General features: G+C 42.9%; 13 protein-coding genes. All 13 read left to right on the top strand.

From position 1 onward, the window contains the following. Positions 1–23: 23 nt before the first annotated feature. The 13 genes from L0M98_RS11495 to L0M98_RS11435 all read left to right on the top strand — a co-directional run bounded on the left by L0M98_RS11495 (position 24) and on the right by L0M98_RS11435 (position 14,534). On the top strand, positions 24–254 hold the full coding sequence (locus L0M98_RS11495; RefSeq protein WP_227215976.1) for a hypothetical protein: 231 nt from the start codon (positions 24–26) through the stop codon (positions 252–254). Further along, complete coding sequence (locus L0M98_RS11490; RefSeq protein WP_227215975.1) at positions 247–690, top strand: DUF2335 domain-containing protein; 444 nt, start codon at positions 247–249, stop codon at positions 688–690. Before L0M98_RS11495 ends, L0M98_RS11490 begins: the two co-directional genes overlap by 8 nt. A gap of 689 nt (positions 691–1,379) precedes the next feature. Beyond that, positions 1,380–1,607 (top strand): hypothetical protein, encoded by a 228-nt coding sequence (locus L0M98_RS11485; RefSeq protein ID WP_227215974.1) that lies wholly within the window; start codon positions 1,380–1,382, stop codon positions 1,605–1,607. Continuing rightward, the gene (locus tag L0M98_RS11480; protein ID WP_227215973.1) at positions 1,600–1,872 is read left to right on the top strand and encodes a hypothetical protein; all 273 of its coding nucleotides are present in this window, start codon (positions 1,600–1,602) and stop codon (positions 1,870–1,872) included. Before L0M98_RS11485 ends, L0M98_RS11480 begins: the two co-directional genes overlap by 8 nt. After that, a complete protein-coding gene (locus tag L0M98_RS11475; protein ID WP_227215972.1) occupies positions 1,838–2,227 on the top strand; it encodes a hypothetical protein in 390 nt (129 codons plus the stop codon). The genes L0M98_RS11480 and L0M98_RS11475 overlap by 35 nt, the downstream gene beginning before the upstream one ends. Before the next feature lie 100 nt (positions 2,228–2,327). Then, on the top strand, positions 2,328–2,720 hold the full coding sequence (locus L0M98_RS11470) for a hypothetical protein (RefSeq protein WP_227215971.1): 393 nt from the start codon (positions 2,328–2,330) through the stop codon (positions 2,718–2,720). 1 nt (position 2,721) lies between these two features. Next, positions 2,722–5,427, top strand: coding sequence for a hypothetical protein (locus L0M98_RS11465; protein ID WP_227215970.1), 2,706 nt, complete (start codon positions 2,722–2,724; stop codon positions 5,425–5,427). A 1-nt stretch (position 5,428) separates the two neighbouring features. Beyond that, on the top strand, positions 5,429–7,201 hold the full coding sequence (locus L0M98_RS11460) for a hypothetical protein (protein ID WP_227215969.1): 1,773 nt from the start codon (positions 5,429–5,431) through the stop codon (positions 7,199–7,201). Positions 7,202–7,256: 55 nt separating this feature from the next. Continuing rightward, positions 7,257–7,469 carry a hypothetical protein gene (locus L0M98_RS11455; RefSeq protein WP_227215968.1) on the top strand — a complete coding sequence of 71 codons (213 nt, stop codon included), beginning with the start codon at positions 7,257–7,259 and terminating at the stop codon, positions 7,467–7,469. Next, the gene (locus L0M98_RS11450; protein ID WP_227215967.1) at positions 7,466–8,605 is read left to right on the top strand and encodes a hypothetical protein; all 1,140 of its coding nucleotides are present in this window, start codon (positions 7,466–7,468) and stop codon (positions 8,603–8,605) included. Before L0M98_RS11455 ends, L0M98_RS11450 begins: the two co-directional genes overlap by 4 nt. Beyond that, positions 8,606–13,870 carry a hypothetical protein gene (locus tag L0M98_RS11445; RefSeq protein ID WP_227215966.1) on the top strand — a complete coding sequence of 1,755 codons (5,265 nt, stop codon included), beginning with the start codon at positions 8,606–8,608 and terminating at the stop codon, positions 13,868–13,870. 45 nt (positions 13,871–13,915) lie between these two features. Further along, complete coding sequence (locus L0M98_RS11440) at positions 13,916–14,221, top strand: hypothetical protein (protein ID WP_227215965.1); 306 nt, start codon at positions 13,916–13,918, stop codon at positions 14,219–14,221. Between the two features lie 16 nt (positions 14,222–14,237). Beyond that, complete coding sequence (locus tag L0M98_RS11435; protein WP_227215964.1) at positions 14,238–14,534, top strand: hypothetical protein; 297 nt, start codon at positions 14,238–14,240, stop codon at positions 14,532–14,534. Positions 14,535–14,572 lie beyond the last annotated feature (38 nt).

Raw genomic sequence — 14,572 nt, 5'->3', positions numbered from 1 at the left:
AATCAAATAAAGGAGGTAACATTATGAGCATATTAAAAGAAGTAGTAGAGTTCTTTTTGAATGGCATTCGTGTCTTTAGGGCTGCTTCTAGTGGATGCTATAAACAAGACTCTGAGATGATGTCTGAGATTCGCCAAGATGTTTCTGATATGGGGAAAGGTCGGGTGAATGATAAAGGAAGATTAATGGAAGATCGTAGAAATGTTGAGAGTGATGTTCGACGAGCTTTTGATAAAGTAGTTTTTAATGGGTAAGCAGGAGATTAAACAACGTGAAACACAAGTAGCAACGGGTAATGGTGTTGGTAAGCAATTAGAACAGACTTATATTGTTGATGATAATTGTTTGCCTTCTCCTCAAGAATTAGCGGCTTATAAAGAAATTGATCCTCGTATTGTCGATTATTTAATTAATGCTTCGGTGAAAGAACAGGAGCATCGTCACAAGATAGACGAGTGTAAAATTAATCTTGTGCGTAGGGCTAATCGGCAGGAAGGAAGAATGAATTGGTGGGGAATGTTTTTTGCTTTTTTCGCTATAGTTGTGATGGTAGCTCTCACTGCTTATGCGTTGTACTTGGATAAGCCGTGGTTTGCTGGAGTTCTTGGAGCGGGAACGTTAATATCGGTGGCTTCGATTTTTGTAAAATCAAACGAAACAAAAAATAGTCCAGAAAAACGAGGTAAATAAGTCCCGTTTTTGAGGTGTAGTTGTACATGGAGAAGCACGGAAACGGGAGAATGGAATGTACAATCTAAATAATAAGAAGTGGGAATGAGTGAAGAGAAAATATTATTGAATGCGTTACTTGATTTAAGCGGTAACATTAAACGTACAGCTCTGGTTATTGAGCATCTCTGAAACTTCACAATTTTAGAGAAAACCCGCCACGAGAATGGCGGGCTTTTTTGTTCTACCTTATTTTATTGCTTAATTGGAGTATTTTTTCTACAAGCATTTGGAGCATAAACAAAATTGTACTACATTCGTGATGTAGAACCTGCTGGGCTTAATTGTTGCGAAACAATGCCTAAATAGGCAGGTCGTTCTTTTTATTATAGTGTGTATGTCTGAGATATATAAAGGAATAGCTCTCGTCATGGAGCATCTCTGAAACTTTTACAACTTTAGAGGGAAAGCCTACCATTCTTGTGGTGGGCTTTTTTCGTGAAAAATGGAGCAAATTTAGAGGCAGATTGCCATAGATTCCGGTTCTTTTCTTATCTTTGCAGTGCTAACAGTTTTAATATAAGTATTCGTGCAAAGATTTTATTCAAAAATAAAAAGGCGGCATACGGGTGTGAGTCCCGAGACTTTTCAGCTTATGTTGAAACTGTTAGCGGTGACCGCCTTCTTTTTTTATCACAAGATTTTCTATTATGCTAACAGGAAAAGTCAATCCCGCATCTACGGTGGCGGAAGTCCCAACTCTCCATGGGATAAAGAAACAAGAGGAGAAAGTAAATTATTACAAAGAATTATTCTTGCAAAATTTGGCTTCTAAGAATGTCGAAGCCTATCGCAAGGTATGGGCAAAGGCTCGGGCTGAATTGTCACGAATGCAAATGGAATATCACTTTGCCGAAAAGGAGGTGAGTCATGTGTAAGCCTTTTGAAAACGTGAAGGTTGATAATGCCGTGATTACCGCACGTGTTGCCCATTATCTTGGTTGTCTGCAGGCGAATAATAACGAAGACTTGCACATGATGCTGGGCAATATAGCCGAGATGAAGCGTTTTTTTATTAGCTTACAAGGACGTGATGTTGATTCGAATGAATTGTTGGGATACCTCGGTTATGTGCAATATATAGAGGATGCCTTGAAAGAATTGATGTATGACGAAACAGCTACAAGAAATGGAAAAGAATAAAAAGAAAGAAGATTCGGTAGAAAAAAGAGAGACTGATCTAAATAAAATGACTCCACTCGAGATTATCACTCGTTGTGGGGAGTTGCGCTACTCGCTTACGCAGATAATCGCTTTATTGCGTCCCCGGCTATCAAATGACGAGATTCTTCGGGTAACCCTTGCAATGCGTACTCCCGGATCAGACGAGTATAATGCTTATGAAACTGGAATGACTACTGCAGATTTCAAATTGCAGTCCGAGTTACTGGAACGAGCTGGGATGGATAAAGATTCCTACGAGGCATTTACAGCGGAACAACGTCGGCAGGCTATTAATGCTGCACTACAAGATAAATTCGGGATATCCGAATCGTAAACCTAAAATTAGACTTTGTAACCCGCCATGAAAGTGGCGGGCTTTTTTGTCCTTTCTATCCCGTTTTCTTGGAAATACATTAGCTTAAAATGTATAGAAAATGGGAATAAAGAAGTATGTAAAACCGAAATTTGTCGATAAAATTCTTGCGGAGGAAGCCGAGGTAATCAAGGGGTTGCAGATGGAGGCTGCGGATGATTGGGGGTTGAATGATGACTCCGGAGAATTACGTGAAAGTTTGCGGGGACATTTTTCTGTAACCCAACTGGGTGAAGGAACTCGGCTTACCATGCGGTACGTGAAGTACCTGCGTTTTATCGACATGCCTTGGGTGGCAACCCGAAAAAAAGGTTTACATCTTTACAATCGGATCGTGTTCGGTCGGATTTATAATGACACCCATTTGCGCTTGAGACTTGCTTACCGGGAAGCATTCAACGAGCAAGCAATAAACATGATAAAAGAATCGATGGGACTGCTAAATGACAAGTAACATGAAAGATGATAATGTAAACTTACAGGTAAATATTGGGGTATCAGGAGCGGTTGCTAGTATCCAAAAGTTGAATGACGAGAACATGAAACTTGCTTCTTCCACGAAGGCAGCTAAAACCCGCATGGCGGAACTCAAGGCACAAGGAGAGAAAAATTCAGAGGAATATAAACAGCTTGAAGCCACGATAAAAGCTAATACTACTGCCATTAATGAGAATAAGAAAAAGATCGTGGAGCATGAGAAATCTTTATCCTTGAACGAGAAAACGATGGCTCAACTCCGAAAAGAAGCGAAGGAGTTGCAAGCACAATTGGATCGAACGGTTCAGGCTGCCGATCCTAAAGGATATGCCGATCTGCAGAAACAACTTGAGACAGTAAGAGGACGTATGGGGGAATTACGTAGTTCTGGACAATCACTTTCAACCCAGTTGCAAAATATTCCCGGTCCGGCAGGCGCCGTTACCAAGGGCGTGATGGGAATCCATAAGGCATTTCTTACTTTACTTGCGAATCCGATAATTGCGGTCATTGCGGCTGTTGTAGCGATTTTCATGGCTCTTTATAAGGCTATCAGCACGAGCGAGGAGGCCACGAATAAATTAAATGCGATCATGGCGCCACTAGGTGCGGCAATGGATGCAATTTTAAATGTTGTACAAAAAGTTGTGATTGGTCTTCTTGATTTTATTGCAGCTATTCTTGAATTTGTAAGGACTGTATCGGAAAAACTCCCTATCGTGGGTAAATATTTTAAAGAGATAAATGATTATGAACGGGAAGCTATTGCGTTGGAGAAATCGAAACAGGCTCTTGTAAAAAAAGAACGTGAAACTCTCGTGGAGAATGCTGCAGCTGAAGTGAAAATTTCTAAACTTAGAACAGAGGCAAAGAGGAAGGATCTGTTTACTTCAGAACAGCGACTTGCGAAGATTGAGGAAGCGATTAAGTTGGAGCAGGATATGGCTAGTCAAGAATATGCAAACGCTCAAGAGCGATACCGAATAGAAAAAGCAGAAGCTGATAGAGCTGATAATGCGGCAGAAAAAAACCAGAGGCTTGCTGAATTGCAAGTTGCTATGTCGCGTGCGGAAAAAACATATCACGATCATTCTCGTGAGTTGACAGAACAATTGAATACAGTCCGAAATGAGTTTGCAAATGAAGAAAAGCAACGCATAACTGATCTTTTAAATAAGAAGATTGAGGCTGTCGATCGAGCCATTGCCTCCGAGAAAGCCAGTTTGATTCAATCTCGTTTGGATAAAGAGATTGACGAAAAGAACTTCAATAAAAAAATGGAGGAACTTGAGCTTGAGGCATTGAATCGTAAACTCGAAATTCATGGACTAGAGAAGAAAAAGCGGGATGAAATTAATGCTGCTATTTTGGCTGCTAAATTGAAGATGCTGCAGGAAGAAGAGAAAAAATCTAAGGAATTAACAGAAAAACTTCGTGTTGATGCGTTCTCTAAGTCAGAAAAAGAGATAGATGACATTCGGAAAAAATATGAAGAACGAGAAAAATTACTTGTTGAAAGTAAAGAACAAGGTCTAATTACAGAAGCGGAATACGCACAACGGCTACAGGTTCAACGGGAGGAAATGCAAGCCGAGATTGATAAAAGAACTACCGAGCAACGTTCCAATCGGGCTGCAGAAGAACTTCGGGAGATGGAACAAGCCTATGATCGGGAGAGGATTTTAATCATGGAGCAATACGCCAATAGAGAGATATCGCAAGCAGAGTATCAACAACGTTTATTAGACTTGGAGCGTGAATTTCTTGCCGAGAGATTGATGATTAACGGGTGGACGGAGGAACAAATTGCTAAATTGAAGGAGAAAAGCTTGCAGAAACAAATAGCAGATAGAGAGAAAGAAGAAGAGGATGCAGAGAAAAAAGAAAAGGAGAGATTGCAAAAACGGGCACAGATATTCTTGAATTTTGGCGAAAAGATTGGAACAATTTTAGGAGAATTTTTAACAGGTACGGAAAACTCGATTGCAGATGCTTTGGGTGAAATGTTATTATTGACGCTTGATTCTTTACGACAAATGGTAACATTGGCAATCGCAGAAACAACGATTAGAAATATAAAAACGTTGGGTTTGGTGGGTGCCGCAAAAGCTGCGGCCGAAATTGCTTTGATAAATGCAGCATTTGCAGCAGTGAAAGGTGTTATAAAGAAACCATCTTCAAAGAATGCAAATAGTGATTTGCAAGGTAAATCTGATACGGGAAAGCTTGTTGTGAACCAGCGTGCCATAGGAAAATATGATGTTATTGGTGAAGAAGACGGTAGACTTTATCGTGATGTTGAGTACGTGGGAGAGCCGACGACGGGCATCGTTCGGAAGCCAACTCTAGTGGCGGAACAAGGGGAAGAATTGGTCGTGTCCAGTCCGGATCTTCAATTGCTAAAGAAACACGTGAATTACCCGTATATAGTATCGGCGATCAACGATGTTCGTGCGGGTGTTGTAAAACAAAGAGCTACCGGAAATTATGATGCTGTTGATAATGTAGTCCCTTCTTCCGATGCCGATGATCCTCGTTTATTCGAAATCTTTAATAAATTGAGTGCGATACTAGCGTATTTTCAAGAGTACGGCATTAAGGCTTATGTTGGGTTGGACGAATTTGACGCGCAAAGAAAATTGAGAGATGATGCTCGAGCAATTGGAACAATAAAAAAATCATAACATGGAGATAATTACGGAACAAGGGGAGCATTTTGATGTTCCTGCAGATTATTCTTTTGATTTCGAGTTTATAAATCCAATGTTGTCAGAGGTTGGTTCACAAACAGCTCCGGGAACATTACCTTACACCACCCGCAATCTAAAACTGTTGGATTATCCACAACGTTTTGACCGGGCGAAAAAGTACCTGATAAAAAGAAACGTTCTTCTTCGTGCCGGAACATTTCAAAAGAGAGCGACACAGGCTGTATTGAAAGCAAACGAGAAAGATAAAATCGTGACAACATTTTACATGGACGAGGCTATTTTTTACGAGAAAATAAAAGACGTGCAGATGGGGGCGGTGAATTATGGTGGAACCCGCACGGGAACGGTTCGGGAATTATTTAATCTTTGTAGTGACGTGATGTTTAACCGTCGTGTGGATGATTTTCATTTATTCCCGGTGGTTGCAGGGTTTGACGGGAAAAAGTATACTTCCGGAATATGGTTGAATAAGATAAGAATAGATCCGGACACGAAAGCAGTCTCTCTTTGGGACCAAAGCACTTCCCAGATTGAAATAGATGGCACGATGGTTGATGTCCCGTTTGGTTTCGGGATAACTCCATTCTTGAAAGTATCATTTGTGATAAAGAAAATAATTGAACATTTTGGATATTCCGTTGGGGAGTCCGTGTTCGAGTCTGATGTGTCGTTCAAACAACTTGTACTAGTGAATAACGTGGCGGATGCGATTGTTGGTGGAGTGCTTGATTACACGCAACTCCTGCCAACTTGTAATGTCAGTGATTTTATTTTAGCCCTTCAGAAAAAATTCGGTCTGGTATTTATTTGTGATGATACAAAGAAAACGATATCGGTAACCTTGATCGATGACAACATCTCTCGGGAGCCTGATGTGGATCTTACACGATTCGCGGCAGAATTGCCTAGAATCGAGTGGCACGATAACGAACAACTCAAGATTTCGGCAAAGACATCCATTAAATCGGCAGCACCTCCGTGCGAGTTATTGTCTGATCTAGTGGCGAAGTACGGGGAGATAACTTTATTGAAGAATGATTACGGGATTCAAACGAACGGGAAATTGTATTATGTAGCCCCGGAAAATACTATTTACAGGAGATATTATGCGGAAGGTCATATTGCGGCAAGCTTACAACGATTTTCTCCCTATTTCAATTACTATTCATCGAAAAATAAAATGATGGTAGAATACGCGTCTGATGACGAACAACTACCCATGTTTCGGAATAGAATTAAAATGACAAAAAGTGACGGTAACGATGTTTATAATTTTTTCTATGTGCCAACGGTTCCCGAGATAATCCTCTTGAACTCGAGTTTAGTGAAAGAGGGGGACGACATTGATAGTAGCAAAACAACCGCGGATATAAAAATGATGTTCTGTTTTAAGGTCCCGGAGTTACAGAAAGAGAAAAATTCTGGAACATTGATTAGCATGGGAACAACCGTTAAGTATGATTATCCGGGTGAAATATGGGGGAATTGGAGTTTAAGGATTGCCGGGGAGGATGGTTTATACGAGAGATTCTGGAGGAAATATGATATGATGATTCAGAGTTCCAATCAAACGATATATTGTAACTTGAACCTAACACTGAGTCAATTGCAGATGCTAAATATATGCACACCTAAGTTGTTATTCAATCAACCTGTTCTTATAGAACGGATAAAGTGTAAAATCGGGATTGATAAATTTGAAATAACAGAAGCCGTGTTCAGGACTCTTCGAGAGTACCAAGATTAGTTTGTCCTTTCTCTCCTTGTTGTCACGTCGTATTTTCGAGATAAAATAATACGATATGGCAACGATCCTTACGGCACCGACTATCAATAATGTGGGATTATTGTTCGAGCGATATAAAGAACAATTTCCTACGGCTTCAGAGGAAGCATTTTATCGCTTTTTATTGGCTCCTACCCCGGAACGGAAATTTTTTTTAGAGCAAAATTGTTCTAAAAGCTATTTTACACATGATACACAAGTCGTTGAAGTAAAATTATATTTGTTATGACAGCAGAAATTTTACCGCCCGGTATGGCTATGACTGGAAACCCGATATTGGTTAAAGTGACCGCTTCCGGGGAGAAATATGTTCTGGTGTGTGTCAAACATGACAACAAGGAAATTTTTTCTACATCGGGTATCCCAGATACGAATGGTAATATTGAATTTCGTATAGATGAAGTATTGAAAATGCTTTTAACTTCTCGAATTGTAGAGTCTGCAGATTTGTTAGTTGCACTCCCGGAAATGACCACGGATTATAATGTTACCGTGAGAGGACAAAGCGGGACGACGGTAACACTCTCCGGAGAATGTTTTACCGGAGGGGCTTCTAAAAGCGAGTTGAGAAAATTTGTAGATGTAAATATTTTAGAGACGTTCAAAATATTGAATCGTAATGGCAATTTCTTTTTGACCACTCGGACACAATCGGATTTGATTTCCATGAGAGAAAGTGAAATCTATCCCTTGTATTTCATACATCCGGATGGAATCATCCGTGTTGAAGATAGTTCCGGGAATGCGATAACTTTGCCGATAGGAACACCCCGAAAACCTTACGCGTTAAACCTGCCTGTAATTCGAAAACAATTCCTTGAAGCCGGAACTCTTTCAAACTATTTTAAAATATTTGTTGATGATATTTGTGCGTGTCGAGTTGTTTTAATCCCGGCAGTTGATGCTGATGATCGATACTTGGTACAGTTTAAGAATTCGTATGGTGCTTATGAAAGAATAGAGATAACCGGAACTCCAACTCTTGAAAGCAAATATGATAACACTAACGCTCAATATACTGGATACGATGAAGATATCCACGATTTTTCATCGAGTACGAAAAAAGTGAAAGCCACGAAAGTGATAAAAGTACATACTGGTTATAAAACTCCTGAAGAAATAAATTTTATAAATGATTTACTCTCTTCTGATGATGTACAGTTACTCACGATGAATGCTGATGTTTTCAAGGTTTTGGTTTCTGCCCAAAAAGTAGAACAGAAATTATTACAAAGTGTTGCTCCTAATAGTATTCAGCTTAACATCCAGTTTGTTGATTCTGAATCCTATAATATCCCGGGTATGATTGGTAATGTTTTAGCTAATAGGATATTTTCAATTCATTTTGACCAAACTTTTAATTAAATGACACTAGAGGAATTACGACAATATATACTTGGTGCTCTTGACAAAGCGATCGGGATCCGGGACGAACAACGCATGATGGCAAATACGGCCAAGCGTGTAGGAGGGGATCTTGTGGATATCGTAGAGATTCTTCGAACTCTGTTTTCTGATTATTTGGATCAGGCACTTCGTACTTTCGATGATGTGGAATTTCAGAAGTTAGTTTTGCGGGAGAGTTTTAAAACGGCTGATTTTATTCCCGGTGTTCTTGGTGCTGGTACGGGTATGGTTGGTACGGAAGATTTCACTACCGGGAAACTGACGGTACGGAATTACATGGAGGTGATGGCACTCGCCATTGCGCAGGTATTTTGGCGTGGAGGGCAAGACGTGTATTCTCCATCAGGAATGAAGGTCAACAAGGTGGAGGAATATGACGATTACTGGCGTTGTTACATGGAAACTTCCAAGGGACAGAAGAACACTTGCACGGTCGGGGCTCAGATGCGTTGTAACAAGTACGGGGATGGCAAGAAAAAATATTACTGGAACCTTGTAACGAGTACCGGGGAGAATTATATTGATTTGTCGAAGACAGACCGGGACGGTGTTGACGTGCCGGAGGTGGGGGATGAACTGGCGCAGTTCGGACACAGGACGGCCCCGAATCTCTCTTGGATTCTTGTTATTTCCTCGATGCCAGAGGATGCTGGGATGACGATGTACGCCGGGGTGGATAGTTACACGCTCTCGGGAAAATGGGCTATTAGAGTGGGTAAAGACCCGAACGGGAGTAACCGGGTGGGAATATTCACGAAAAACGGGGAGTTCTCTGATGTTATCGAGGGATTGGAGGATAAGGTTGACGGGATACAGATAGGGGTTAGGAACTTGTTTTTAAATTCTGGTATAGAAGTTAAGAATAGCTCGTATAATATCGTTAATTATGTAACTTCCATCGATCTGGTTACTGGCGGGAAATACACGTTAGTATTAAGAGGGACAACGACAGGAGGACAACAATTAGGAATGTGGGCTAATAGTGGTAATGGTAAGATCGTCTTGTTAAAGGCAAACATGAATGACGAGGTCGTGTTCGCGCACGTTACTCTACCAACCATAAACGAAAGTTACAAGAGAAAAATAGATTTTTATAACTACCCTAGTTCAGGTGCGACAGCCAACCCGGCAACGATAAAATGGGCTTGTCTTTACGAGGGACATATAAAACCACCTTTAGATTGGGTACAAGCCCCGGAAGATATAGACAAAGCGATTCAGAACGCTATCGCCAAAACGGTGGATATTATAGCACCCTCTCAAGTGTTTAAATACGAGGCGGCTTACACGGGTACCCCAACCCCGGCAAGCATCCTTTTAACGGCATGCCCGAGGAATTTCACGCCGACGTCGTACCAGTGGCAATTCTTAAATGGCAGCACTTGGACGAACATAAGCGGAGCAACCTCCTCGACTTATTCGGTAGCACCGGGTAACACCACGTTGTTTCCTCCCGGGGTTTACACGAGAACATTCCGGTGTGTATGTAACGGTGACGAGAAATTATCGGATAATTTCACGCTTGCCAAGTTAGCGGATGGTGCAACAGGGCAGCCCGGAGCGGCGGGCAAGGGGGTAAAAAGTACAGTGGTAACCTATCAAGCCTCTACCTCTGGCACGACGACACCCACGGGAACTTGGTTAGCAAGTATTCCACCCGTGGCTGCTGGTTCTTACTTGTGGAGCAAAACCGAGATAACATACACTGATAACTCTAGAAGCACGATGTATTCCGTGGCAAGGATGGGAACGAATGGTACTAACGGGAACGCCGGGAACGGGGTAAGCGGCACGGTGGTGACGTACCAAGCCTCAACTTCCGGCACGACCGCACCGACTGGGACGTGGAGTAACACCATTTCCCCGGTTTCGGCAGGTTCTTTCCTTTGGACGAAAACGGTAATCAGTTACACGAATGGAACAAGTTCGACAATTTACTCCGTGGGTAAGATGGGAAGCACGGGAGCGGCAGGGAAAGACGCTTACACGATCCTGCTAACCAACGAGGCTCACACTGTGGCTTGCGATGCCAACGGGAATCCGTTACCGGGAGAATTGGCGAAGGCGAAAACGAAGATAACTGCCTACAAGGGGACTTCTAAATTAGCGGCAGTTCATTCCGGGGCAACGACGGGGCAATTCTATGTCGTTAGTTTAACAAGTGTTGGCGGATCATTTCAATTAAATGGTAATGACGAGATAACATGTACAGCCATGAACGCGGACACGGCGTCATACACTTGTAAAGTTTATCTTGAATCTACTTCTTTCTATGTGGAGAAAACATTTATTGTCACGAAAGCGAAATCCGGGGAAAATTACTGGAAAACTGACGTGTGGCTGGATGCGTCCTCCTATGACGCTGACAAATGGATACCTTTTACCGGTACGGCTTTGCAAAGAATGGGATACAACAGGATATGCGTTTCGGTGGCGCTTAATAGTGGAATTAAACCGGCTTGGAGTACTCACGCCTCTGGTTTCTCGGTTGACTTTGATTTTGATATGCAAGCGAGCGGGTGGGGAACGACTGACGCGCAAACTCTAATTTATGCTGACACGTTCAAGTTCTGCCCGGAGTCCCCGGCGAGTTGCGGGCAAATGACGTATTCAAGCATCCCGGTTTTGTACCTGCGTGGAGGGGGCAAGTATCACGTGAAAACTGATTTTCCCGTCACGTGGACACCAAGGCCCGACGGGTACACGTGGACCAGTGGATCGTACACGCAATCGGTAAGCCCGCAAACGAGTAGGCCGAAGCCGGTTGGGACAAGCATAATCGGTCGTGGTGTTAGATCGGTGACGAACAAGTACGCCGTTTCGTCAAGCAACACAACAGCCCCCACGTCGTGGTCAGACACGGTACCATCCACGACGACGACGAATCGATACCTTTGGAATTACGAGATCATAACCTACACGGATGGCATGACGGCGGAAACGAACAAGCGAGTTATCGGGGTACATGGAGCCACCGGAGCCACGGGAGTGGGGATTAAATCGATCACCGAGTATTACCTCGCTTCCGCTAGTGCAAGTGGCGTGACAACATCCACGTCGGGATGGACGACCGGGATGCAAGTCACCACAACGACAAAGAAGTACTTGTGGAATTACGAGATTGTCACGTACACGGATAATAGTAAATACACTAGCACGCCCGTGATCATCGGGACTCATGGTGCCCCCGGAGACAAGGGAGACACTGGTGCGGCTGGTAAGGGCGTGAAAAGCACGGCAATTGCTTATCAAGCCTCAAGTTCTGGAACTACAACTCCTACCGGGACGTGGAGTGGTAGCATACCCGCCGTTGCAGCCGGGCAATACCTTTGGACCCGGACAATCATAACTTACACGGATAGCACGACAAGCACGATGTATTCTGTCGGTAGAATGGGTACGAACGGCACGAACGGTAACGCCGGGAACGGGGTGAGTAGTACCACTATAACTTATCAAGCCTCAACATCAGGCACCACGGCACCAACGGGTACATGGAGCAGTAGTATTCCAACGGTTGCGGCGGGTTCTTATCTTTGGACGAGAACGATAATTAGTTACACTAATGGTACGAGTTCTACAATTTACTCGGTGGGAAAAATGGGTAACACGGGAGCCCAAGGGGTACCCGGCGAGTCCATTAACGGGAAAATGCTTTATAAAGATCCGGAGTTTAAACTAGGCTGGAATGGGGTTAATAAATACTCTAATTCCGCCGCGGATGTTAAAGCCAAGTTAGTCGTGGAAAGAATCGCGAAGCCATCGGATGCCCCGACACAATCCGGGTACTGCTTGAAGATCACGTGTAAAGCAGCTCAATCACCCGGGTATGGCGGGGTGTACCAGTCTATAACTTCCCGGGCGAATGCCGTGTTTGTGCAAAAAATTATCGCCAAAATACCCGTTGGTTATAAAATAAATACAGCTTCCAATAGCATGGGAGCGGGCTATTCCGACACGTGGCTAACTCCCACGGAGGGTACAGGGAAATACACGACGTACCTTCGTAAGGTTGTCTGCGGGGCAACCGGAACTTTTAGTGCGGGTGGACACGTGTATATAACCGGTAATCCCGCTCCTTCTGAATCCATACCGTTGGAATGGTATATCGCTTCCATGACTTGTTTCGACCAAACGTCGGACGGGTATGCCGATATAGAAATCGTCACGAAAGATTCCTTTGCGGTACAGCTTGGGTTCACTAGTTTCGAGGCACTGAAGGCGAATGCTTTAACTAAAGGTCCGCTAATAAAAGCGGGGCTTATTAATGCGGATGTTATAGATGTCAACACGCTGGCTGCTAACGACGCTCTCGTCGATAAATTACGAACTAATATCCTAAAAGCTAACGTTATCACGGCCAATATGCTATCCGTCGCCGGTTTCACGTTTGCCGACAACAAGATAATTGGCGGTAAAGACTTCGGAACTGGGGCTGGTATAAAGATAACATCAATCGCCGCGGAGAAATCTTTCAAGGCTTATAAGGATGCTAGTAACTATATTAGTATGTTTTACAATAGTGATAGCGATTGGGGGCTGAAAGGGGTTGTGGGAGGTGCGGAACTGTTAAAATTAGGGATAACGAACAAGATCGGTCCTTTCACTATCGAGGGATCGTGGCTAAGAGGTAGCAACTTGGCTCTATCTGGTTCCCAGTTAAATTTCAGTTATAGCGATCATCAAGTATACGTGGGTAGTCATCCTGACATGACTACCGCCGGTAATGCCAAGCTCGGGACTTTCATGTTGTCGGGGGGAGGCTATGGAGGTCTGGGTAGTAATAAACAAGTTGCGTTGATAGCGGGAGCCCCCAATAATGTTAATTCCTACGCCATGGCGGTGACACAGGGAATGTTAAAAATGTTTCCAAATGCGTCTATCGTGTCGGGTGTTTACAGGGCTTACATGACAGGGAGCAACCCGGGGATTACACTAGGTAATGAACATCCTAACTTTATATGTCTTTACGGTACTGGCAACAGGAAAAAAATAAACCTGTATGCCGGGATGGAGATCGGGAAACATTTTATCATAACAAGCGAGGCGTCGCAAGGGTTTGATATATTATGTACGGGGAGTGAAAAATTTTACCGTAACGGGAACACGTACGTGGCAGTACAGTCAAGCGGGCAGGATTCCGTTCTCGTGATGAAGGTGGACACGTATAAATGGACCGCTTGTCAGATGCCTATAAACTGGCTTGGAACATGGAATCCTTAATTACAAGAAGTGAGTTAATATCAAACATATATAACAAACACGAACATGGAACTAACATTTGTAGATAGAATAGCTATTAAAAATCTCATTCCCGAGCGGGTAAACATGATAAAAGGTATGTTGTTTAATTCAATCGCCAAAAAAGTGAATTTCACCCCGGAAGAGGTAACGAGGCATAAACTAGAAGAAAAAGAAACTATTATCAACAATATCCCTGAAACGATAGACGTGGTATTCGAGGAATCAGAGTTGATGGTAATGAAAGAGATAATCGACGAGATGGATAAAGAGGGAACAATTCCATTTGGGCTTATCGATTCTTATTACAAGATAAAGAACACGAACGTTTAATTTAAAAATTATAGAAATGGAAATTAATTACAAAACGGTAGCAACAACCACAACCCCGGTTATTTTAAAAGGGATAAACGTGAATTTGTCGGCAGAGTACGAGAACAACGCCCCCGGTATCGTGACTTTCAGCTGCGATGGACATTTCGTGGAAGAGAATTCACAGCGTTCCGATTACTTGAATTTTAATGGGTCTTACGATTGCGTGAATCGTTCCTTTCCTGCCATCGGTGGTGGTCCTGTGTCACCCGTTTTCTTGACGTTACTGGAGCAGCCAATTATGGAGTTCTACAAAACGATCAAGGAAGGGTGATAAAAAAGAGGGAACTTTTCCATCACGGTACTTGTTCC

The sequence above is a fragment of the Butyricimonas sp. DFI.6.44 genome (assembly GCF_022132345.1).
Lineage (GTDB): Bacteria > Bacteroidota > Bacteroidia > Bacteroidales > Marinifilaceae > Butyricimonas > Butyricimonas muris.
The sequence above is the reverse complement of the archived record's forward strand: the minus strand, read 5'-3'. Positions and strand labels throughout refer to the sequence as shown.

What these genes read in the sequence shown, in the direction of transcription:
- L0M98_RS11465 (WP_227215970.1), top strand. Translation starts at nt 2,722, where the DNA reads ATGAAAGATGATAATGTAAACTTACAGGTAAATATTGGGGTATCAGGA.
- L0M98_RS11490 (WP_227215975.1), top strand. Translation starts at nt 247, where the DNA reads ATGGGTAAGCAGGAGATTAAACAACGTGAAACACAAGTAGCAACGGGT.
- L0M98_RS11445 (WP_227215966.1), top strand. Translation starts at nt 8,606, where the DNA reads ATGACACTAGAGGAATTACGACAATATATACTTGGTGCTCTTGACAAA.
- L0M98_RS11450 (WP_227215967.1), top strand. Translation starts at nt 7,466, where the DNA reads ATGACAGCAGAAATTTTACCGCCCGGTATGGCTATGACTGGAAACCCG.
- L0M98_RS11435 (WP_227215964.1), top strand. Translation starts at nt 14,238, where the DNA reads ATGGAAATTAATTACAAAACGGTAGCAACAACCACAACCCCGGTTATT.
- L0M98_RS11470 (WP_227215971.1), top strand. Translation starts at nt 2,328, where the DNA reads ATGGGAATAAAGAAGTATGTAAAACCGAAATTTGTCGATAAAATTCTT.
- L0M98_RS11475 (WP_227215972.1), top strand. Translation starts at nt 1,838, where the DNA reads ATGACGAAACAGCTACAAGAAATGGAAAAGAATAAAAAGAAAGAAGAT.
- L0M98_RS11440 (WP_227215965.1), top strand. Translation starts at nt 13,916, where the DNA reads ATGGAACTAACATTTGTAGATAGAATAGCTATTAAAAATCTCATTCCC.
- L0M98_RS11455 (WP_227215968.1), top strand. Translation starts at nt 7,257, where the DNA reads ATGGCAACGATCCTTACGGCACCGACTATCAATAATGTGGGATTATTG.
- L0M98_RS11460 (WP_227215969.1), top strand. Translation starts at nt 5,429, where the DNA reads ATGGAGATAATTACGGAACAAGGGGAGCATTTTGATGTTCCTGCAGAT.
- L0M98_RS11495 (WP_227215976.1), top strand. Translation starts at nt 24, where the DNA reads ATGAGCATATTAAAAGAAGTAGTAGAGTTCTTTTTGAATGGCATTCGT.
- L0M98_RS11485 (WP_227215974.1), top strand. Translation starts at nt 1,380, where the DNA reads ATGCTAACAGGAAAAGTCAATCCCGCATCTACGGTGGCGGAAGTCCCA.
- L0M98_RS11480 (WP_227215973.1), top strand. Translation starts at nt 1,600, where the DNA reads ATGTGTAAGCCTTTTGAAAACGTGAAGGTTGATAATGCCGTGATTACC.